General features: G+C 66.5%; 14 protein-coding genes. 9 read left to right on the forward strand and 5 right to left on the reverse strand.

Annotation, left to right across the window (positions count from 1 at the left end; all coding sequences use genetic code 11):
* Positions 1-270: 270 nt before the first annotated feature.
* The gene (gene asnB / locus D0Y85_RS02715; RefSeq protein ID WP_117309450.1) at positions 271-2,172 is read left to right on the forward strand and encodes an asparagine synthase (glutamine-hydrolyzing); all 1,902 of its coding nucleotides are present in this window, start codon (positions 271-273) and stop codon (positions 2,170-2,172) included.
* 595 nt (positions 2,173-2,767) lie between these two features.
* On the opposite strand, the gene queD is transcribed toward asnB, so the two are convergent.
* Positions 2,768-3,130, reverse strand: a complete 363-nt coding sequence (gene queD / locus D0Y85_RS02720; protein ID WP_025878441.1) for a 6-carboxytetrahydropterin synthase QueD — start codon at positions 3,128-3,130, stop codon at positions 2,768-2,770.
* A gap of 195 nt (positions 3,131-3,325) precedes the next feature.
* Between queD and D0Y85_RS02725 the strand changes: the two genes are divergently transcribed.
* Both D0Y85_RS02725 and D0Y85_RS02730 read left to right on the forward strand, forming a co-directional pair.
* Positions 3,326-5,965 (forward strand): TonB-dependent receptor, encoded by a 2,640-nt coding sequence (locus D0Y85_RS02725; RefSeq protein WP_117309451.1) that lies wholly within the window; start codon positions 3,326-3,328, stop codon positions 5,963-5,965.
* Positions 5,966-6,030: 65 nt separating this feature from the next.
* Positions 6,031-8,625: a M14 family zinc carboxypeptidase gene (locus D0Y85_RS02730; RefSeq protein ID WP_117309452.1), complete on the forward strand. Its 2,595-nt coding sequence runs from the start codon at positions 6,031-6,033 to the stop codon at positions 8,623-8,625.
* Between the two features lie 534 nt (positions 8,626-9,159).
* Here the strand turns inward: D0Y85_RS02730 and D0Y85_RS02735 are convergent.
* A complete protein-coding gene (locus D0Y85_RS02735; RefSeq protein WP_117309453.1) occupies positions 9,160-10,584 on the reverse strand; it encodes a DEAD/DEAH box helicase in 1,425 nt (474 codons plus the stop codon).
* Between the two features lie 961 nt (positions 10,585-11,545).
* Between D0Y85_RS02735 and D0Y85_RS02740 the strand changes: the two genes are divergently transcribed.
* A complete protein-coding gene (locus D0Y85_RS02740) occupies positions 11,546-12,535 on the forward strand; it encodes a fumarylacetoacetate hydrolase family protein (RefSeq protein ID WP_117309454.1) in 990 nt (329 codons plus the stop codon).
* Positions 12,536-12,549: 14 nt separating this feature from the next.
* A complete protein-coding gene (gene maiA / locus D0Y85_RS02745; RefSeq protein ID WP_117309455.1) occupies positions 12,550-13,218 on the forward strand; it encodes a maleylacetoacetate isomerase in 669 nt (222 codons plus the stop codon).
* A gap of 33 nt (positions 13,219-13,251) precedes the next feature.
* Here the strand turns inward: maiA and D0Y85_RS02750 are convergent, their stop codons facing one another.
* From D0Y85_RS02750 to D0Y85_RS02760, 3 genes are all read right to left on the reverse strand, one after another.
* Positions 13,252-14,724: a UdgX family uracil-DNA binding protein gene (locus tag D0Y85_RS02750; protein ID WP_117309456.1), complete on the reverse strand. Its 1,473-nt coding sequence runs from the start codon at positions 14,722-14,724 to the stop codon at positions 13,252-13,254.
* Positions 14,705-15,988, reverse strand: coding sequence for a putative DNA modification/repair radical SAM protein (locus tag D0Y85_RS02755; protein ID WP_117309457.1), 1,284 nt, complete (start codon positions 15,986-15,988; stop codon positions 14,705-14,707). Before D0Y85_RS02755 ends, D0Y85_RS02750 begins: the two co-directional genes overlap by 20 nt.
* Before the next feature lie 130 nt (positions 15,989-16,118).
* Positions 16,119-17,246 carry a PilT/PilU family type 4a pilus ATPase gene (locus D0Y85_RS02760; RefSeq protein ID WP_025878450.1) on the reverse strand — a complete coding sequence of 376 codons (1,128 nt, stop codon included), beginning with the start codon at positions 17,244-17,246 and terminating at the stop codon, positions 16,119-16,121.
* Positions 17,247-17,367: 121 nt separating this feature from the next.
* On the opposite strand from D0Y85_RS02760, the gene D0Y85_RS02765 reads away from it, so the two are divergent.
* The 4 genes from D0Y85_RS02765 to D0Y85_RS02780 all read left to right on the forward strand — a co-directional run bounded on the left by D0Y85_RS02765 (position 17,368) and on the right by D0Y85_RS02780 (position 20,898).
* Complete coding sequence (locus tag D0Y85_RS02765; protein ID WP_117309458.1) at positions 17,368-17,733, forward strand: DUF4398 domain-containing protein; 366 nt, start codon at positions 17,368-17,370, stop codon at positions 17,731-17,733.
* Positions 17,730-18,614, forward strand: a complete 885-nt coding sequence (locus D0Y85_RS02770) for an OmpA family protein (RefSeq protein ID WP_049465104.1) — start codon at positions 17,730-17,732, stop codon at positions 18,612-18,614. The genes D0Y85_RS02765 and D0Y85_RS02770 overlap by 4 nt, the downstream gene beginning before the upstream one ends.
* 323 nt (positions 18,615-18,937) lie before the next feature.
* Positions 18,938-19,174 (forward strand): YdcH family protein, encoded by a 237-nt coding sequence (locus tag D0Y85_RS02775; protein WP_093818802.1) that lies wholly within the window; start codon positions 18,938-18,940, stop codon positions 19,172-19,174.
* Between the two features lie 353 nt (positions 19,175-19,527).
* A complete protein-coding gene (locus D0Y85_RS02780) occupies positions 19,528-20,898 on the forward strand; it encodes a pyridoxal-phosphate dependent enzyme (protein ID WP_117309459.1) in 1,371 nt (456 codons plus the stop codon).
* Positions 20,899-20,947: the final 49 nt, after the last annotated feature.

Here is a 20,947-nt window from a genome sequence, read left to right on the forward strand (position 1 = left end):
GGGTCCAAGGAGCGGGCGCCATTCAGCCGGGGTTGCTGGCGCGCGGGCCGGGCCTCAGGCCGGGCAACGACTTGGCCGCACGGTAGCCATCGTGTTGTTACAAAACGTTACGTAAGCCGCGCCTGCGGTGACGGTCGCTGACAGCGCTACGACTGACGTGGCGCTCGGCGGGGCCGAGCATGGCAGCTCTCCCCATCCGCGTGCCGCCCTCATGCCGTCCGCCTCCTGTCCCGCGCTTTTCCTTGAATGCCCTTGCCATGGAGGCCAGCGATGAGCGGCGTGGTCGGGGCCTGGCTGCCGCCTGCCGACGATGAGCAGCTGCTGCAGCAGCTGGCGCCGATGCTGCGGGCGCTGCAGCAGCGCGGCCGCGGTCGCATCGGGTACTGGACCGATGCCGACGCAGGGCTGGCCCTCGGTCATTGCCGTGCGCCGACCGACATGCCGTTGCAGCCGCTCAGCTCCAGCTGCGGGCGCTACGTGCTGTGCCTGGATGGCCGCATCTACAACCGCGCGGCCCTGCAGTCGCAGCTGCGCGACCTGCCACGCAGCTGCACCGATGCACGCCTGTTGCTGCAGGCCGTCGTCGAGTGGGGCGTGCAGCGTGCGCTGTCGCGCATCGAAGGGGCATTTGCGTTCAGCGTCTGGGACCGCCACGCACATGAGCTCTGGCTGGCGCGCGACCCGGTCGGCGAACGGCCGTTGTATTACGGCTGGTACCAGGGCCAGTTCCTGTTCGCTTCGGAGTTGAAGGCGCTGCAGGCTTTTGCCGGATTCGCTCCCAGCATCGACCAGGATGCCTTGAGCCTGCTGCTGCGCCATGACTACGTGCCGGCGCCGCACACCATCTATCGCGGCATCCACAAGCTGGTGGCCGGGGCGATGCTGCGCGTGGACCTCAACGATCATGCCGCCGGCGGATCAACGCAGGCCACGCAGGGCGGCCATCGCTACTGGTGCGCGCGCGATGCGATGCAATCCGCGCTGCAGCAGCCGTTGCAGCCGGCGCCCAGCCTGGAGCAGGCCACCGACCAGTTGGAGGTGGTGCTGCAGCAGGCGATCGCCACGCGCATGCATTCACCCGTGGCCTGCGGTGCATTCCTGTCCGGTGGCACCGATTCGTCGCTGGTGGTGGCGATGATGCAGGCGCAGTCGGCGTTGCCGGTGGAAGCATGGACGGTGGGTTTCGACGACCCCGGTCACGACGAGAGCGACTGGGCCTCGCAGGTGGCCCGGCACCTGGGCGTGCATCACCACCTGCACAGGATGGACAGCCGGCAGGGCCTGGAACTGCTGCAACGCTTGCCGCAGGTCTGGTGCGAACCGTTCGCCGATGCCTCGCAGCTGCCCACCCTGCTGGCCAGCGAGCTGCTCGGCGCGCGCAAGCCGGTGGCGCTGACCGGCGACGGCGGCGATGAGCTGTTCTTCGGCCACCCCAGCTATGGCCGCGCGCTGCGCAATGCGCGCCTGTGCGGTGGCCTGCCGGACTGGGTACGTGATCTTGCGCGGCGTGGCAGCAGCCGCTTGAACGTCGAGCGTGGTCGGCTTGGCGGTTGGCGCGCACTGGTGGCCGAGGTGGCCGCCAACGACGTGGAGGGGCATTACCTGCAGCGCGTCACCCGCTGGCGGCAGCCGACCCAGGTGGTACTGGGGGCGCGCGAGCCGGCGACGATCTTCCAGCAGCAGGACACCGCACTGCCGGCGGAAGCGCGCATCCAGCTGCTGGATTTCCGCATGGACCTGGCCGAGGGGATCCTTGCCAAGGTCGACCGTGCCGGCATGGCGGCCGGCGTGGAGACGCGCTCGCCGTTGCTGGACATGGAGGTCATACGCCTGGCCTGGCGCCTGCCGCAGCACTTGAAGTACCACGACGGCGAGCACAAGCGGATCCTCAAGCATCTGCTGGCGCGCTATCTGCCCGCGCCGCTGGTCCATCGCCCCAAGCGCGGTTTCGGCCCACCGATGGCACGCTGGCTGGCCGGCCCGCTGCGCGACTGGGCGGAAGCCTTGCTCGACCCGCAGCTGCTGCGCAACCAGGGATGCTTCGATGCAGTACGCGTGCGCGCGATCTGGGAGGCGTTCCTGCGCGGCGAGCGCAAATGGCATACGCACCTGTGGAACGTGCTGATGTTCCAGGCGTGGTACCAGCACTGGCACGGCAATCGCGGGCGATAACCGGGAGCGATCCTTACGGGCGCGGCGAATCTTCCTGGCGCAGGGCGGAGGCCCTTGCGTGCGAATGTCCTCCGGCGCCGGCCGTTGGCCGTCACCTCCCCCTTTACTTCGCACGCAAGGGCCTCCGTCCTGCGTCCGGAGCTCGTCGGCGTCTCATTGAAGGGCCGTCGCGAGCGCTGCATCTGCGCGCCTGGTGCCGCAAGCCGAGCCTCGTCGGGGCGGGTAGGGGTTTGGGCAAAGTAAAGGAGGAGGTGACGGCCAACGGCCGGCGCCGGGGACATTTGCCCAAACCCCTACCCGCCCCGGCGGGGCCCTCCAGTTCGCAGAGACCCGGACGAAGACGCGCTCCAGAATCCAAACGCCAGGCAAAAAAAAGACCCGGCAGAGGGAGGGATCTGCCGGGTCCGGATTGCATGGGGGGAGGGACCCATGCAATGAGCGTGGGCGTCGCGCCGGTGGCTCTGTTGCCTGCCAGTCGCATCCGCCGTGCATTTGTATTGATGCAATGCAGCATACGCCGATCATGCGGCAATGCAACAAAAATCACGAAGGCGCCGTCTCCGGCGCCTTGAGGCCTTTCAGATCAATGGGTTGATCAGGCGGCGGGGCCGCGGTAACGGCAGCCCGAGGTGCAGGTTTCGTGCACGGTGATCTCGCTCAATGCCGGCAGGGTGGGCTTGAGCTCGTTCCAGATCCACACGGCCAGGTTTTCGCTGGTCGGGTTTTCCAGGCCGGGGATGTCATTGAGGTAATGGTGGTCCAGGCGGTCGTAGATCGGCTGGAAAGCCGCCTTCACATCACCGAAATCCATGATCCAGCCGGTCTGCGCGCCCGGCTCGCCCTCGACCTTCAGTTCCACCCGGAAGGAGTGGCCGTGCAGGCGCGCGCACTTGTGCCCCGGCGGCACGTTGGGGAGGCGGTGCGCCGCCTCGAGCATGAAGACTTTGAAGATTTCCATGGCGCGATTGTACGCCGCGGGCGGCCGATCAGCCCGGCTTTGCGTTGCCTTCCCGTGAAGAAATTCTTTCCATCCGGATGAAGAGATGATAGTTTCTCTTATATCCGTATGAAGAGATGTTATTGGCCGCACCCCGGCCAGGCATGGATTACTGCGGAACTTCCTTCGTCCTTCCACTACCTCCCCCACATCGTCATGCCCCAGCACACCCTGCTTGTGGCGGCCCTGGCCGTCGCTCTGGCCGCGCCTTTGTCTGCCGCCGCCGAAACCTCCGCCGACGTCAGTGGCGAAGCCAGCACCCTGGCTGCCGTGCGCGTCACCGGTTCCAACATCAAACGCGCCGATACCGAAGCCTCCAACCCGGTGCAGGTGATCGGACGCCAGCAGCTGGAACAGACCGGCAAGGCCACCGTGGCCGATGTGCTGCGTTCGATCTCGGCCAACACCGGCAATGCCAGCAACGAGACCACCAACAACGGTTGGGCCTCGGGCTCGGCCGGCATCGGCCTGCGCGGTCTTTCGCAGAAGAACACGCTGGTGCTGCTCAACGGCCGCCGCCTGGCCAACTACGGCTTCCCGGCCGGCGGCCTGTCGGACACCTTCGTCGATCTGAACGCGCTGCCGCTGGTGGCGGTCGAACGCATCGAAGTGCTCAAGGACGGTGCATCGGCGGTGTACGGCAGCGATGCGGTGGCCGGCGTGGTCAACATCATCACCCGGCAGAACTTCGAAGGCGCCGAGATCGGCGGCAGCTTCGGCGGCGCCGACCAGGGCGGCCTGCACGAGCAGAACCTGAAGTTCGTCGGTGGCCTGGGCGACATCGACAAGGACGGCTACAACATCCTCTTCAGCCTGCAGGGCTACAACCGCGAGCGACTGGACCAGGACGAGCGCAACCTGACCAAGAGCGGCATCTACAGCGACCAGCCCGGCGGCCGCTGGAACGGCTGGTCGGCCAAGGGCGCACGCTATCTGGTCAATGGCACCTCGGTGCCGATGCTCGATGCCAACGGCAACTGCCCCACCGGCACCACCCGCGTGGCCAGCGCGCCGATCGACGGCCTGGCCGGTGATACCTGCGGCTTCAACCAGGCCCCGTACACCACCCTGATTCCCTCCACCAAGCGCTACCAGGCCTACGCCAACGGCACGTTCCGCCTCGGCGACAACGTCGAAGCGTTCGGCGAAGTGCTGTACAGCCAGATCAAGAGTGCTGCCTGGTTCGGCAGCAGCCCGTTCTTCACCCTGGAAAGCGGTCGCTTCGCACTGAACGCGCAGACCGGCCTGGCCGAGCCGGTGTCGTCCAACCTGCCGGCCAGCAACCCGTACAACCCGTACGGCCGTGCGATCCCGATCGAATACACCTTCTTCGACCTCGGCGGCACCATCAAGACCAACCGGTCCACCGCCTATCGCGGTGTGTTCGGGCTGCGTGGCAACACCGAGAAGTGGGACTGGGAAGTGGCCGCGTTCGGCGCGCGCAGCAGCGAGCGCGAAACCGTCTCCGGCGGCTTCGCCAACCGCTGGGCACTGGCCAATGCACTGGCCACCGGCAGCTACAACCTGCTGAACCCGGCCGCGACGCCGCAGTCGGTGCGCGACTCGATCAACATCGCCACCCTGCGTCCGGCCGAGTCGGTGCTGCAGGGCATCGATGCGAAGATCTCCGGCAGTCTCGGCCACACCTGGGCCGGCGACATCGGGTTCGCCGCCGGTGCCGAATGGCGCCGCGAGAAGCTTGATTCGAACAACCCGTGGCAGATCGATGCCGGCCTGCAGGTGCGCCCGGCAATCGCCGAAGTGCATGGCGAGCGCAAGGTCAGCGCCGCCTACGCCGAGGTCAACGTGCCGCTGGCCTCGACCCTGGAACTGTCCGCCGCCGCCCGCGCCGATCATTACGATGATTTTGGCGACGCCTTCTCGCCCAAGCTCGGCCTGCGCTGGCAGCCGCTGGATTTCCTGCTGGTGCGTGCCTCCGCGTCGAAGGGCTTCCGTGCACCGTCGCTGTCGGAGAACTCCAATAGCACCAGCATCGCCTACGGCAGCGTGGTCGATCCGCGTGATCCGGACGTGCCGGGCTCGCGGCAGAACCCGACCTTCTTCACCGTCGGCAACAGCGACCTGAAGCCGGAGCGCACCAAGAGCGTGAACTTCGGCGTGGTGCTGTCGCCATGGGCGAACACCAACCTGAGCATCGACTACTACCGTATCCAGCTGGACAACCTGGTCGGTACCAACAACACCCAGACCCTGGTCAACGACAACGTCGCCGGTGCCGTGCAGCGCGATGAGCGCGGCAAGCTGCAGGCGGTCTACAACCGCTACCAGAACCTGAGCGAGCTGAAGACTTCGGGCATCGACGTCGAGCTGCGCCAGCGCATCCCGACCACGGCCTTCGGTGACTTCACCGTGACCTCGGCCTACACCCACGTTCGCGACTACCGGCGCCCGACCGTGGTCGGTGGCCCGCTGGTGGACTATGCCGGCAGCAATCTCGGCGCCACCCTGCCGAAGAACAAGGCCACCACCACCCTGGACTGGAAGTACAGCGACTACACCGCTGCGGTGACCTGGTACTACACCAGTGGCTACGACCAGAAGGCCAGCACCGCTGCCGCTGCGGTGCAGAGCCGCGTCGACGCCTACAACCAGTTCGATCTCTACCTGGGCTACACCGGCATCGACAACCTGACCGTGTACGCCAAGGTGCAGAACCTGGGTGACAAGACGCCGCCGTACGACGCCTCGTTCCCGGGCATCCGCGCGCCGTACGATTTCAGCCAGTACGACCTGCGTGGCCGCTACTTCACGCTGGGCTTCGACTACCGCTTCTGATCCACCCGCCGCGGCCTGCCACCCTGCGTGGCCCGGCCGTGTTGCCATGTTCCAGGGGAGTCACCGTGTCCTTCCACCGCCGTGCCGTTTTCCCGTTGTTGCTCGCCGTCGCCACCGCCGTATCGTTGCCGCCTGCGGTACATGCGCAGAGCGGCTATTTCTTCCCGCAGACCACCGATGCGGCGGCATTCGATACCGCCATTCCCACGCCGGAGCAGTTCCTCGGCTATCCGATCGGCAGCCGCTACACCCGCCATGAGCAGCTGGTGGCTTACTTCCAGGAGCTGGCCAAGCACTCGGACAGGATCAGTGTGCGCGAGATCGGCCGCAGCTATGAGGGCCGACCGCTGCTGATCGCCACGGTCACTGCTGCAGGCAACCACGCGCGGCTGGAACTGATCCGCCAGCAGCACGCGACCCTGGCCGACCCGGCGCAGCCGCGCAGCGCTGCCGGTGACAGCCCGGTGGTGGTGTGGCTGGGCTACAGCGTGCACGGCAACGAGACCTCCAGTGGCGAAGCGGCGATGCTGACCGCCTACTACCTGGTGGCCAACCGCAGCGCGGAAACGCAGCAGTGGCTGCAGCAGGCAGTGGTGCTGTTCGACCCGGCGCAGAATCCCGACGGCCGCGATCGCGCCGCCAACTGGCACAACGCCTGGGCGTCCGATCCGGCCTCGGCCGATCCGGCCGACAAGGAACACGTCGAACCGTTCCCGCAGGGCCGTACCAACCACTACTTCACCGATCTCAACCGCGATTGGCTGGCACTGACACAGCAGGATTCGCGGCCGAAGGTGGCGCAGTTCCACCAGTGGTACCCGAACGTGCAGATCGACTTCCACGAAATGGGCAAGGACAGCACGTACTACTTCGAGCCATCGCCGAAGAGCATGCATAGTCCGTTGATCCCGGCAGCATCGTACGAGTTCAACAAGACCCTGGCCAAGTACCACGCCCAGGCGCTCGATGCGCTGGGTTCGCTGTACTACACCGGTGAGAACTTCGACAATTTCTCGCCCGTGTACGGCTCGACCTATCCGGATTTCCACGGCGCGGTCGGCGTCACGGTGGAGCAGGCCAGCTCGCGCGGTCGCGTGCAGGAATCGGTGAATGGGCTGCTGACGTTCCCGTTCACCATCCGCAACCAGGTTGCCACCGGGTTGGGCACGGTGCGCGGTGCGGTGACCGAGCGCAGCGCGCTGTTCGATCTGCAGAAGCGTTTCTTCCAGAGCGCGCTGAAGCAGGCCGCACAACAGCCGGTGAAGAGCTTCGTGTTCGGCGACGCGCATGATCCGGCATTGACCCGACGCCTGCTGGAACTGCTGTTGCTGCACAGGATTGAAGTGCATGCACTGGACCGCGCTGTCAGCGTAGATGGCCAGCGTTTCGAAGCGGGCAGCGCCTACGTGGTGCCGGTGCAGCAGGCGCAGTTCCGCCTGGTCCATTCGATCTTCGCCGAGACCCCGCCGATCAAGGGCGACGTGTTCTACGGCAGCACCAGCTACGCGATCGCCCCGGCCTACGGCGTGGCCTTTTCCGGCAGCCGCAGCCGCATCGATGGCGGCGCCCGCGTGGTCGAGGTTCCCGCAGTGCAGGGCGGGCTGACCGGCGGTGAAGCGGGCTTCGCCTACGTGATCGACTGGCGCGACTACAACGCGGGCCGCGCACTGGCCGCCCTGCAGGCCAAGGGGTTGTCCACGCGTGCCACCTTCCAGCCATTCACTGCGGCCACCGCACAAGGTGAAGTGGCCTTTGCCGGGGGCAGCATCGTGGTACCGGTGGCCGGGCAGCCGCTGCAGGGGGCGGCGTTGCAGGAGGCGGTCGCCACCGCAGCGCGGGCCGCCGGTGTGCAGGTGCATGCGCTGGCCAGCGGTCGCAGCCGCGACGGCATCGACCTTGGCAGTGACGGCGTCAAGGCACTGCGCAAGCCTGCCGTCGCGCTGGTGATGGGCGAGGGCGTGGCAGCCACCGAAATCGGTTCGGCCTGGTTCCTGCTCGACCAGCAGCTGCGCCTGCCGGCCAGCAAGCTGGACCCACAGCAGCTGGGCAAGGTATCGCTGGACCGCTACACCACGATCGTGCTGTCCGGCGGCACCTATGCCGGCATCGACGCGGCCGCAGTAGCGGCATTGAAGCGCTGGATCCAAGCCGGCGGGTCACTGGTCACCTATGGCAGCGCTGCGAAGTGGGCAATCGAACAGAAACTTGCCGACGGCGAGAAGCTGGGCAAGGACGAGGAAGCAACAGACACCGCGCGCCGCGCCTTCGGTGACCAGCGCGACATCGCCGCGATCGAGCGTGTCAGCGGCAACATCCTCAGCGCCGACGTCGACCCCAGTCACCCTTTGGCGTTCGGCGTGCCGCGCCGGCAACTGGCGATCAACAAGGAGAACACGGTCATCCTGCAGCCGAGCACGAACGGGTTTTCCACGGTGGTGCGGATCGACGACACACCTCGGGTGAACGGGTATCTGTCCGAGCGCAACCGCAGTCGCGTGGCTGGAAGTGCATGGCTGCTGGTGTCGGCGCAGGGGCAGGGCAACGTGATCCTGTTTGCTGATGATCCGGCGCATCGCAAGTACTGGCATGGCACTGATCGGATGCTGATCAACGCGATCTTCTTCGGGAATCTGGTGAATCCGGCGAAAGCGCGGGGTTGAGGCGTTTGGCGCCTTCATTGCCATGTGGGTTGGGAGGACGGATAGGCCGCGCAGGACACGCCGCAAGTACGTCCCTGTAGGCTCGTAGGCGCCATCCATGGCGCCTGCGGTCCTGCGCGGCCTATCCGTCCTCCCCAGACAGTTTCCTCCAGGCGCGGACGCATCAAACCCAAGGCGGGGCAAGGGCAAAAGCAGGAATTGCGGCTTCGGCGTTTGCCTTTGAATTTGAATTTGAATTTGAATTTGAATTTGATCTTTCTTCTCCCGGCTACCCGGCGGGAGAAGAAGGCGCAGGCAATGCTTGAAGCGGATGGGCATGGGGGCAGCGCAGAACCGTTGGCGCCATGGATGGCGCCATCGAGCTTACATGGACGTATTTACAGCGTGTTCTGCGCTGCCCCCATGCCCATCCGCCCTCGGTACTGCCACCGCCTGCTTTATCACCCGGTAGCCAGCAACAAAAAAGGACGGCGCGTCAGCGCCGTCCCTCGATAGCCCCCGCGCAGCGGGAAGCGCCATCCATGTCAGCAGCAATCAGCCAGCGCGACCGCCGCCGTTGCCGCCCTGGCCGCGACCACGGCCGCCACCGGAATTACCGGCACCGCCACGACGCTGGCCCTGACCGGCACCTGCGCCCGCGCGCTGCTGGCCGTTGCCCGCGCCCTCGCGGCGGCCACCGCCGGCCTTCTTCGGGCCTGCATGGGCATGACGCGGTGCATCGCCGTGGGGACGGCGCGCGTGGGTCTTGCGCGGCACGCGCTCGCCCGTATCGGCCTCGGCCTTGCCCGGTGCACTGTTGCCCCAGCGGATCGGCGTCTGCAGCTCGAAGCCCGGCACATCGCGGATGTCCATGTCACGGCCGAGCAGGCGCACGATCGCGCGCAGCAGCTTCACTTCATCCTGCGCCACCAGCGAAATCGCTTCGCCGGTCGCACCGTTGCGGCCGGTACGGCCAATGCGGTGCACGTAGTCTTCGGCCACCATCGGCAGATCGAAGTTGATCACCTTCGGCAGCTCGTTGATGTCGATACCGCGCGCGGCGATATCGGTGGCCACCAGCACGGTGACACGGCCAGCCTTGAAGTCGCCGAGCGCACGCAGGCGCTGGCCCTGGCTCTTGTTGCCGTGGATCGCCGCGGTCTTGATGCCGGACTTTTCCAGGAACGCGGCCAGCTTGTCGCTGCCGTGCTTGGTGCGGGCAAACACCAGGGTCTGCTCGCGGCTGTCCTGCGCCAGCAGGTGCAGCAGCAGGTCGCGCTTGCGGCTGCCATCGACCGGATGCACCTTGTGGGTGATGGTCTCGGCGACGGTGTTCTTCGGCGTGACCTGGATCTGTTCCGGGTTGCGCATGAACTCCAGCGCCAACTGCCGGATGTTGTCCTCGAAGGTGGCCGAGAACAGCAGGGTCTGGCGGTTCTGCTTGGGCAGCTTGGCCAGGATGCGCTTGATCGAGGGCAGGAAGCCCATGTCCAGCATGCGGTCGGCTTCGTCCAGCACCAGCAGTTCAATGCCGGACAGGTCGATGCTGCGACGCTCCAGGTGGTCGATCAGGCGGCCCGGGCACGCCACCAGCAGGTCCACGCCGCGACGCAGGATGTCCAGCTGGTTGCCCATGCCGACACCGCCGTAGATGCAGGCGCTGGGGATGCGCAGGTACTTGCTGTAACCGCGCAGGCTGTCATGCACCTGGGTGGCCAGTTCGCGGGTCGGTGCCAGGATCAGCGCGCGCGGCTTGCGCGGGCCGGTGCGCACTTCCTGCGAAGCGGTGCCCAGGTGCTGCAGCAGCGGCAGGCCGAACGCGGCGGTCTTGCCGGTACCGGTCTGTGCGCCGGCCAGCAGGTCGCGACCGGCCAGCACCAGCGGGATCGCCTGCTGCTGGATCGGGGTCGGGGTTTCGTAGCCCTGCTCGGCGAGCGCACGCAGCAGGAAGGGCGCAAGGCCCAGGGATTCAAAAGACATCGAGATTGCTCCAAGTACAGTTAACGCCTGTCCGAACGGACAGACGGGGGCAGATCAAACTGATCGGCTGACTCGGAGCGTTCCCGTGAACCGCGCTGCGAGAATTGGGTGCAGCCAACGCGAAGCGCAGGCTGGAATGCGTGACGAACGGCGTCGGAGTGGGGGCGGGCGATGGGGCGAACCCCGGTCGCCGGCGATCCCGGAGGGAAACGGACGGCCGCTGCAGACCCGCATAGTCTAACGGAAGGATGAGACCTGACGCAAAACAGGCTGTTCAGGTTGGGGTTCGGCAGGGCTGCGCCCTGCACCCGCCGAATCGACGGCAATGGCAACAGCAACAGCAACAGCAACAGCAGAAGCGGGCTATCCGTGGGATGGCGGGGTGGGTCCGGTTGCGGGGACGCCGTAAACCCATCCTTGGGGGCTTGGCCGCGGCATCCATGCCGCGGACACCCCCGCAACCGGACCCACCCGCCTTCGACAGTTTTCCGCGCGCTGTGGAAACGGCGTTCTGTGCTGTGGTTGGTAGGTGTCGACCTTGGTCGACACGTAGATCCACGCCACGCGTGGATGCTCTTCGTTCAATTGTACTGTCGAAATATTCGATTTCGATGGAGATCCATCCACGCAGGCGTGGATTACCACCGTCATCGGGAAACTGTCGAGGGCGGGGCGGTATGGGGCTGCAGGACCGTTGGCGCCATGGATGGCGCCATCGAGCCCCCATGGATGGGTTTACGGCGTGTCCTGCAGCCCCATACCGCCCCGCCCAACCCGCAGAAAACCCAGAGCCGGCTGTTGCCGTTGCTCCGGCCGTTGCTCTGGCTTGAAGCCGGTGCAGGGTGCAACCCTGCCGCCCCCCCTCCTGCGGTAGGGTGAGGCGATGCCGCGCTGCAGCTTGGCTACGCTGCTTATTTGATTACACTTGAAACTTGTTTGCCCACGACTCCGGACACCCACCATGAAGCTTGGTTCCTTGAAGGAAGGCGGCCGCGACGGCACCCTGATCGTCGTCTCGCGTGACCTGCGCCACGGCGTGCGCGCCACCGGCATCGCCGCCACCCTGCAGTTGGCCCTGGAGGACTGGAGCCATCTGGCCCCGCGTCTGAATGCGCTGTATGAGTCGCTCAATGCCGGTGACGCCGATGGCGTGTTCGACCTGGACCCGCAGGCCCTGGCCGCGCCGATGCCGCGCGCCTATGAATTCGTTGATGGCAGCGCCTACCTGCCGCACGTCGAGCGCGTACGTCGCGCCCGCGGCGCCGAGGTGCCGGAGAGCTTCTACACCGATCCGCTGATGTACCAGGCCACCAGCGCCGGTTTCCATGGCCCGCGCGATGCGGTCAAGGTGATCAGCGAGGACTACGGCATCGATCTGGAAGCCGAGATCGTGGTGATCACCGACGACGTGCCGATGGCCGCCACCCCGGAGCAGGCCGCCGGCCACATCCAGCTGATCGGTCTGGTCAACGACGTCTCGCTGCGCAACCTGATCCCGGGCGAACTGGCCAAGGGCTTCGGCTTCCTGCAGTCCAAGCCGCGCTCGGCGTTGTCGCCGGTGTTCGTCACTCCCGACGAACTGGGCGCTGCCTGGCAGGACAGCAAGGTGCACCTGCCGCTGCTGACCCACATCAACGGGACGTGGTTCGGTGCGCCGGAAGCGGGTGTCGACATGCAGTTCAACTTCGCCCAGCTGGTCGCGCACGCGGCCAAGACGCGCCCGCTCAGTGCCGGCACCATCGTCGGCTCGGGCACCATCGCCAACGAAGACACCAGCAAGGGTGCTTCGTGCTTCGCCGAACAGCGCGTGGTGGAAACCCTGCGCGACGGCAAGCCGAGCACGCCGTTCATGTCTTTCGGCGACGTGGTGCGCATCGAGATGCTCGATGCCGCCGGCAACAGCATCTTCGGTGCGATCGAGCAGCGCATCGAACAGGCGGCCAAGCCCTGAGCATGGAGGCGGCGATGGAGATTCCGGTCGACGACGGCATCGTGCTGTACACCTACTGGCGATCCAGCGCCGCCTACCGCGTGCGCATCGGCCTGGCCTTGAAAGGCCTGGCCTTCGAAGCACGACCGGTGCATCTGGTGCGCGAGGGCGGCGAGCAGCACCATGACGCCTATCGCGGGCTCAACCCGCAGCAGCTGGTGCCCACGCTGCTGCATGACGGCCACGTGCTGACCCAGTCGCTGGCGATCCTGGAGTATCTGGAAGAGCGGTTCCCGCAGGTGCCGCTGCTGCCGGCCGACGCCGCTGGCCGCGCACGGGTGCGGGCGCTGGCGCAGCTGGTGGCCTGCGACATCCACCCGATCAACAACCTGCGGGTGATGCAGTACCTCGAGCGCGATCTGCAGCTGCCCGCCGATGCACGCACGCGGTGGACCCTGCACTGGATGGCCGAGGGCTTTGCCGCAATGGAAGCGATGCTGGCCGACAGCGCTGACACCGGCACGTTCTGCCACGGTGACCGTCCGGGCCTGGCCGACATCTGCCTGTTGCCGCAGCTGTACAACGCGCATCGGTTTGGTCTGGATCTGGCGCCGTACCCCACGCTGCGCCGCATTGAAGCGGCCTGCCAGCAGCTGGAAGCCTTCGTCGCTGCACGCCCCGAAAACCAGATCGACGCCGCCTGACGTCTGGCTGTGCTCGCCGGGCGTGGCCCGGCGCTACCGGTCTCCGGCGCGCGCGGAATCGGCCGCCAGCAGTTGCCGCAGGTCGTCGCGGAACAACCGGTAGGCGTCCTCGCGCCGCGTATCATCCTTCTGCCGCAGTACCCAGGCAGGATGCACGGTGGCGTATCCCCGGGTGCCATCCTCCAGTGTGAGCCAGCGGCCACGGTCGCGCGTCAGGTTGAAATCGCGACCGAATACGGACGCGGCCGCCGTGGCGCCGAGACAGACGATCACCTGCGGCTTCACCCGTGCGATCTCGCCCTGCAGCCACGGCCGGCAGGCCTGCACATGGCGGCTCTCAGGGCGCTTATGCAGGCGCACCTTGCCGCGCCGCTCGTGGTGGAAATGCTTCACCGCGTTGGTCAGGTACAGGGCGCTGCGTTCGAGGCCCAGTTCCTGCAGCGCACGGTCCAGCAGCTTGCCGGCCGGCCCGGCGAAGGGGCGCCCGCTCAGGTCCTCGACATCACCGGGCTGTTCGCCCACCAGCATGATGCGTGCATCGGCACGACCTTCGCCGAACACGGTCTGGGTCGACGCTTCCCACAGCGGGCACTGCCGGCAGACGGCGGCCTGCTGGCGCAGCGCCTGCAGGCTGCCATTGTCCGCAGCGGCACCGGTTGCATCGTTCGGCCGTGCGGCAATACGTCGCTGCGGTGCCTGTGCCGGTCGATCATGCATCTCCTGCACGCGGCCGGCTGCGTCACGCACCAGACCCGGCAACAGGTGCGCTTCGGGAAGATGCTTCCAGTAACGGGCGGGCATTTCCTGCTGCATCATCCGCGTGTTGAGCCGGGCCGGATTGAAGATGCTGGCGTAATAGGTCTGCCACAGCGTCTCACGGGCGTCTTCGGCGGGTGCATCGCGGCGGCTGCCGCCCTCACCGAACGAGAGCGTGCTGCCATCCCAGCGGACACTGCGCGCGGGGGTCAGGATCGCCCAGCGCATGCCGGCAAAACGGCGGGCGAAAAACGGCGCGACGCGGTCGACGATGTTGTGATCGGGCTCGAACCAGGCGATGAACGCGTCGGTCTCGCCGGGCACCTCCCGGAAGCGCACGAAGGCCTTCATCTTGTGCGTGTCGCGGCGCACCGCCTGTGCCAGCGCCATCAACCGCAGCACATCGGCGTCGGCCGGATTGGACAGCACCGTGCGTTCGCCATGCGCGATGCGCCACAGCAGGCGGTACAGCAGCGGCAGGCGCTGCGGATCGCGATGGCACAGACAGGTAGCGGCCAGTTCGACGAAGTCGCGCGGCACGTTCGGGACGGTGGCGCCGTCGGGCAGTGGCGCTTGCTGCACCGCCGGCGCGTCCAGCAGCGACGCTTCGGTACCTGTGATCCAGTCCAGCTGTTCCGGCAGCACGCCGCGCAGCAAGGCCTCACGCGCCGCAGCGCGCCAGGCATCCAGCGACCACGGCGGGTCTACCCGCAGCGACCAGCGCTGCAACTCAGGCCGCGGGCGCGGCATCGAACAGCGAGCCCTGGCGGGGGGGCGGCGCCAGCTTTGCGCGCAGCGCCGCCGGATCATCCAGCGCACTGCGCGGATGGTGGTCGGCCAGCTGCACGAACGGCAGCAGCTTGCTCATCGGCGCCTTCAGCCGGGCGACGTCGGCCACCCGCAGGCGACCGTGGCGGCGCGCCATCAGCACGCGCTTCACGTTGCGCACTCCCAGGCCCGGCACCCGCAGCAGCAGTTCCTTCGGCGCAAGGTTCAGGTCCACCGGGAAGCGTTCGGGATGGCGGATCGCCCAGGCCATCTTCGGATCGATGTCCAGATCCAGCATGCCGCCCTGGGTGGTGTCGGTGATCTCCTCCACGCCGTAGCCGTAGAAGCGCAGCAGCCAGTCGGCCTGGTACAGCCGGTGCTCGCGCTGCAGCGGAGGTGGTTGCAGCGGCAGGTGGCGGCTCGCATAGGGAATCGGGCTGAAGGCGGAGTAGTACACCCGGCGCATGCGGTAGTTGCCGTAGAGGCTGTCGGCACTGGTCAGGATCTGCTGGTCGCTGGCACCGTCGGCGCCGACGATCATCTGCGTGCTCTGCCCGGCGGGTGCAAAGCGGGGAAAGCGAGGACGCGCGCTGCGGCTGGAAACCGGTGCGATCACTGCCGGCGCCTTGCGGGCCTCCTTGGCTTCTTCGATGCGCCAGCGCAGTTCACCCATCGCGCCGCGGATCGATGTGCTGGTCTTTTCCGGGGCGAGGGTGGCCAGGCCCGCCTCGGTGGGCAGTTCGACGTTGATCGACAGGCGATCGGCGTAACGACCCGCAGCGGCCAGAAGTTCCGGCGATGCCTCGGGGATCGTCTTCAGGTGGATGTAGCCGGCGTATCGGTGCTCCTCGCGCAGCCGACGTGCCACCTCCACCATGCGCTCCATCGTGTAGTCCGCATTGCGGATGATGCCGCTGGAAAGAAACAGCCCTTCGATGTAATTGCGCTTGTAGAAATCCAGGGTGAGCGTGACCACCTCGTCCACGCTGAAACGCGCGCGCGGCACGTTGCTGGACACCCGGTTCACGCAATAGGCGCAGTCGTACACGCAGAAGTTGGTCAGCAGGATCTTCAGCAGCGACACGCAGCGGCCATCGGGCGTGTAGCTGTGGCAGATGCCCATGCCCTCGGTACTGCCGATGCCACCGGAGGCGCGCGAATCGCGCTTGCCCGCACCACTGGAGGCGCAGGAGGCATCGTACTTGGCGGCATCTGCAAGGATGGCCAGCTTGCGTATGGTTTCCATTGAAGAAACCTACGCACGACGGGTCTCATTGGATGAGACCGCCCCTTAATCCTTCAGGATTGCGCCGGGCATGGCCCGGCGCTACCACCACGCGTCCGGTAGCGCCGGGCCATGCCCGGCGGGCGCGCCGTCAGAACCCGTGGGTAATGCTCGGCGCGCCGGCCGAGAAGTCCGCATACGGATCATGCTCGCCGCTGCCTCCTTCGGACAGGCGGAACTTCAGCGCCAGGCCATCGCGTGAGTCGGCCGCGCGCAGGGCTTCTTCCTGATCGATGGTGCCGTTCTTGGCCAACCGGAACAGGCACTGGTCGAAGCTCTCCATGCCTTCTTCCAGCGAAGCCTCCATCGCCGCCTTGATCTCGTGCACCTGGCCGCGACGCAGCAGGTCGCGGATCATCGGCGTGTTGATCAGTACTTCGGTGGCCGGCAGGCGTCGCCCCTCCTTGTTCTTCACCAGGCGCTGGCTGATCACCGCACGCAGGTTCAGCGCCAGGTTCATCAGGACGTTCTTGTGCGCGCTTTCCGGGAAGAAGTTGAGGATGCGCTCGATGGTCTGGTCGGCGTTGTTGGAGTGCAGGGTGGCCAGGCACAGGTGCCCGGTTTCGGCGAAGGCGATGGCCGCCTCCATCGTTTCTGCATCCAGGATCTCGCCGATCAGGATCACGTCCGGCGCTTCGCGCATCGCGTTCTTCAGCGCATTGTGGAAGGCATGGGTATCGAGCCCGACCTCGCGCTGGTTGACGATGGACATCTTGTGCTTGTGCAGGTACTCGATCGGGTCCTCGATCGTGAGGATGTGACCGGTGGTGGTGCTGTTGCGATGGTCGATCATCGACGCCAGCGAGGTGGACTTGCCCGAGCCGGTGGACCCCACCACCAGCACCAGCCCACGCGGGGTCATGATGACGTCCTTCAGCACCTGCGGCAGGTTGAGCTCTTCGATGCTCGGAATCCGGCTGCGGATGGCGCGGATGACCATGCCCACTTCACCGCGCTGCTTGAACACGTTGACGCGGAAACGCCCGGCATCGGCCAGGGCGATGGCCATGTTGAGTTCCAGCTCGCGCTCGAACTGCGGCACCTGGCCCTCGTCCATCAGCGAGTAGGCGATCTTCTTCACCATTCCCGGCGGCAGGCCGGTATTGCCGAGCGGATACAGCTTGCCCTCGATCTTGATGTACACCGGCGCGCCGGTGGTCAAGAACATGTCCGAAGCGTTCTTTTCGGTCATCAGCTTCAGGAAGTAGCCGATATCCATTGCGAATTTTCCCCAACGAAACTGCCGGCGCCCGTTGCAAGCACGGTACCGGCTTGACGACAATGGCCGCGAACCGACAACCGGTACGGCCTCCCCAATGAAACAACTTAGCTTCGCACGAATGCGCCACAGCCTGTATGTGATGGCGTTTGCATTCGCACTCTCTGCTCCCGCCTGGGCGCAGGATGGCGCGTTGGAACTGGCCCAGGCCCGGCAGGCAGTGGACAAGGCCACCCAGGCCGACGCCGACCAGTACGCCCCGGACCTGATCGGGCTGGCCCGCCAAGGGCTGGAGCAGGCCCAGCGTGCCGCTGGCGACCGCCGCGAGCGCAAGAACGCACCGGCTCTGGCCCTGCGTGCCACCGCCGATGCCGATCTGGCCCGTGCCCGCAGCGAGGAAGCCACGGCGACCGCGCAGCTTCAGCTGCGCCGCAACGAGGTGAACCAGCTGCAGCGCCAGTTGTCGACCGGGGAGGACCGCCGATGAAGACGATTTCCGCGCTGACCCTGGCTACCCTGCTGGCCCTGCCGACGCTGGCCCTGGCCGCTGACAACCCGATGGTGGGCCAGCTGAGCCAGCGCCTGATGGCGATCCAGGCCAATCCGGACACCGCCGAACTGGGCGCCTTCGAGCGCATGCAGGCGCAGCAGGCCATCGCCACCCTGGAGAAGGCCAAGCGCCGTGACCAGGAGCTGGCCACCTACCTGGCCGAGCGCCGGGTCGAGATCGCCGAGACCGCCGTGCGGGCTGCGCTGGCCGCGCGTGAGGTCGACCGCCTGGAGCGCACCCGCAGCGACCTGCTGATCGAGGCCAGCCGCCGCGATGCCGCCCGTGCCCGGCAGGAAGCCGAACAACTGCGCATGCAGGCGCAGATGCAGGCAGAAGAGGCCGAACGCCTGCGCCAGGCGGCCGAGGCCGAGACCCTGGCCCGCCAGGATGCCGAGAACGCCCTGACCAGCGTGGCCGGCAAGCAGCAGCAGCGTCTCAGCTCGGCCCAGCAGAACGCGGCCAAGCTGGCCCGTGAGGAAGCCGAGCTGGTGTCCGGGCAGAAACTGCCGGGCTCGAAGTTCGATGGCCGCGGCGAGGTCTTTACCTTTGCCGGTGACGCGTTCGCCGCCGGGGCCTCGAGCCTGTCCGCTGGCGCCCGCAACCAGGCCAAGGCCCTGGCCGAGTACGTAAATATCGGCAAGAAGGGCAGGATCCGCATCGAAGCCTATGACAGTGCCAATGGCGTCGGCCAGAAGCGCGCCGAGGCACTGCGTGACGCGCTGGTGTCGGCCGGTGTCGCCAGCAGCCGGATCCAGGTCGCTGGGAAGAAGGCCGCCTCCACCCGGGCCCGCTCGGCCGAGGTCGTCATCGCCCCGTAATTGATTGATATTGTTTGTTTTTCGTTGTGTTGAGTATTCAGCCTGAACCCCGCCTCGGCGGGGTTCGGTCTTTTTGCCGCAGGGGCTTGAACCCTGTCCAGAGCAAGCGTAGGGTCAATTGTCCGGGACGCAATCACGCGGACCGGACGATGGGAGGGCCGGGCCGATGCAAGCAGGGCGCGAACCGCAGCAGATCGACGTGCGCAGGCCAGTGCCGCACGTCCTTGTGGGCACCCATGTGGGCATTGACCGGCACTCCTCCATGAACAACGCCCCGTGCCTTGCGGCCGGGGCGTTCGTGTATCTGTCGAAGGAGGTCCATCATGTTTGAAGATCAGCCCCAGAGCGAGATCGACGCCCGTCGCGCGCGCGATCCGGAGTTCCGGGCACTCCATGACCAGCACCGCAAGTTGAACAAGAAGTGCATGGACGCGGAGTTGGGTGTACTCCCGATCGATGATGTCACCCTGGGTCGAATGAAGCGCGAGAAGCTGCTGGCCAAGCAACGCCTTCTGCGAATGTACGAAACACCGCTCGCAGCGTCGTCCCCCACGCATTGACGCACTCCGGTCGTGCCCGGAATGGCATGACCCGGCCATCGATGGCCCCGCCAGGCTTTCCTGACCTGGCAACGCGACGCCGCTGAACGCAGGCGTCGCGCCTAGGCACCACACGCGGTGGTGCCTAGGCCCTGCAGGCACGTCCCCCGATGCGGGCGGTACCGGTCTCCTCGTCGATCCGGGGCCGTCCGCATCCCCTTGGGCCGCCAGCCTAGCTGGCGGGCGCCGACCGTTGGTCGGCACGCGCCCCGCCGGGCATGGCCCGGCGCCACAGAAACGGCTCCTGACTTTCGTCGCCATCCGTCGGATAATCATCGGTCCGGCCCTGTGTGGCGCGAACCGAAGTCCCCCGAATGCCCATCCATTCTTCCGTCCTCGAACTCATCGGCCAGACCCCGATCGTCAAGGCCCAGCGCCTGGATGCTGGCGTCTGCGAGCTCTACCTGAAGCTCGAAAGCGCCAACCCGGGCGGATCGATCAAGGATCGCATCGGCCTGTCGATGATCGAAGCGGCAGAGAAGCGCGGCGACCTGAAGCCCGGCGCTACCCTGGTGGAAGGCACCGCCGGCAATACCGGCCTGGGCCTGGCGCTGGTGGCCCAGCAGAAGGGCTACAAGCTGATCCTGGTGGTCCCGGACAAGATGAGCCGGGAGAAGATCTTCAACCTGAAGGCGATGGGTGCCGAAGTGCGCCTGACCCGCTCGGACGTGGCCAAGGGCCACCCCGAGTACTACCAGGACCTGGCCAGGACCATTGCCGAGCAGACCCCGGGCGCCTACTTCGTCAACCAGTTCGGCAACCCGGACAACCCGGCCGCGCATGAATTCGGCACCGGCCCGGAGATTCTCGAGCAGATGGATGGCGATCTGGATGCCATCGTGTTCGGCTGCGGCAGCTCCGGCACCATGACCGGCCTGTCACGCGCCTTCGCCACGCTGTCGCCGAAGACCGAGCTGGTGCTGGCCGACCCGGTCGGCTCCATCCTGGCCGAGTACATCAACGACGGCGTGCTCAACGACAAGTCGGGCAGCTGGCTGGTGGAAGGCATCGGCGAGGATTTCCTGCCCTCGATCTCCGATTTCAGCCGTGTGAAGAAGGCCTACGCCATCACCGACGCGGAGAGCTTCCATACCGCGCGTGACCTGCTGGGCAAGGAAGGCATCCTCGGTGGCTCCTCGACCGGCACCCTGCTGGCGGCAGCGCTGAAGTACTGCAGGGAGCAGACCACGCCGAAGAAGGTGCTGGTGCTGGTCTGCGACACCGGCAACAAGTACCTGTCGAAGATGTACAACGACTACTGGATGCTGGACAACGGCTTCCTTGAACGCCCGCAGCACGGTGATCTGCGCGACCTGATCCTGCGCCCGTACGGCCAGCGCGACACTGTCGTGATCGGTCCGAACGACCTGCTGACCACCGCCTACCAGCGCATGAAGCTGTACGACGTGTCGCAGCTGCCGGTGATGGACGGCGAGCAGCTGGTGGGCATCGTCGATGAAAGCGACGTGCTGCTGCATGTCTATGGTGATGAAGCGCGCTTCCGCGACCCGGTGGCCACCGCCATGGTCAGCAAGCTGGACCGGCTGGATGTGAAATCGCCGATCGAGGCGCTGCTGCCGGTGTTCGACCGCGGCCAGGTGGCCATCGTGATGGATGGAAATGCCTTCCTGGGCCTGATCACCCGCATCGACCTGCTGAACTACCTACGCCGCCGCGTGCAGTAACCGGCCGATCGCTGCAGATCACCGCTGAATCCCGGTTTATCCGCGTCAA

Origin of the sequence: Stenotrophomonas sp. G4, assembly GCF_003428825.1 — a bacterium.
Lineage (GTDB): Bacteria > Pseudomonadota > Gammaproteobacteria > Xanthomonadales > Xanthomonadaceae > Stenotrophomonas > Stenotrophomonas indicatrix.

Excerpts from the sequence above, each read along its gene's own strand:
- asnB (WP_117309450.1), top strand. The coding sequence starts at position 271 with ATGAGCGGCGTGGTCGGGGCCTGGCTGCCGCCTGCCGACGATGAGCAG.
- queD (WP_025878441.1), bottom strand. The coding sequence starts at position 3,130 with ATGGAAATCTTCAAAGTCTTCATGCTCGAGGCGGCGCACCGCCTCCCC.
- D0Y85_RS02725 (WP_117309451.1), top strand. The coding sequence starts at position 3,326 with ATGCCCCAGCACACCCTGCTTGTGGCGGCCCTGGCCGTCGCTCTGGCC.
- D0Y85_RS02735 (WP_117309453.1), bottom strand. The coding sequence starts at position 10,584 with ATGTCTTTTGAATCCCTGGGCCTTGCGCCCTTCCTGCTGCGTGCGCTC.
- D0Y85_RS02740 (WP_117309454.1), top strand. The coding sequence starts at position 11,546 with ATGAAGCTTGGTTCCTTGAAGGAAGGCGGCCGCGACGGCACCCTGATC.
- maiA (WP_117309455.1), top strand. The coding sequence starts at position 12,550 with ATGGAGATTCCGGTCGACGACGGCATCGTGCTGTACACCTACTGGCGA.
- D0Y85_RS02750 (WP_117309456.1), bottom strand. The coding sequence starts at position 14,724 with ATGCCGCGCCCGCGGCCTGAGTTGCAGCGCTGGTCGCTGCGGGTAGAC.
- D0Y85_RS02755 (WP_117309457.1), bottom strand. The coding sequence starts at position 15,988 with ATGGAAACCATACGCAAGCTGGCCATCCTTGCAGATGCCGCCAAGTAC.
- D0Y85_RS02760 (WP_025878450.1), bottom strand. The coding sequence starts at position 17,246 with ATGGATATCGGCTACTTCCTGAAGCTGATGACCGAAAAGAACGCTTCG.
- D0Y85_RS02765 (WP_117309458.1), top strand. The coding sequence starts at position 17,368 with ATGCGCCACAGCCTGTATGTGATGGCGTTTGCATTCGCACTCTCTGCT.
- D0Y85_RS02770 (WP_049465104.1), top strand. The coding sequence starts at position 17,730 with ATGAAGACGATTTCCGCGCTGACCCTGGCTACCCTGCTGGCCCTGCCG.
- D0Y85_RS02775 (WP_093818802.1), top strand. The coding sequence starts at position 18,938 with ATGTTTGAAGATCAGCCCCAGAGCGAGATCGACGCCCGTCGCGCGCGC.
- D0Y85_RS02780 (WP_117309459.1), top strand. The coding sequence starts at position 19,528 with ATGCCCATCCATTCTTCCGTCCTCGAACTCATCGGCCAGACCCCGATC.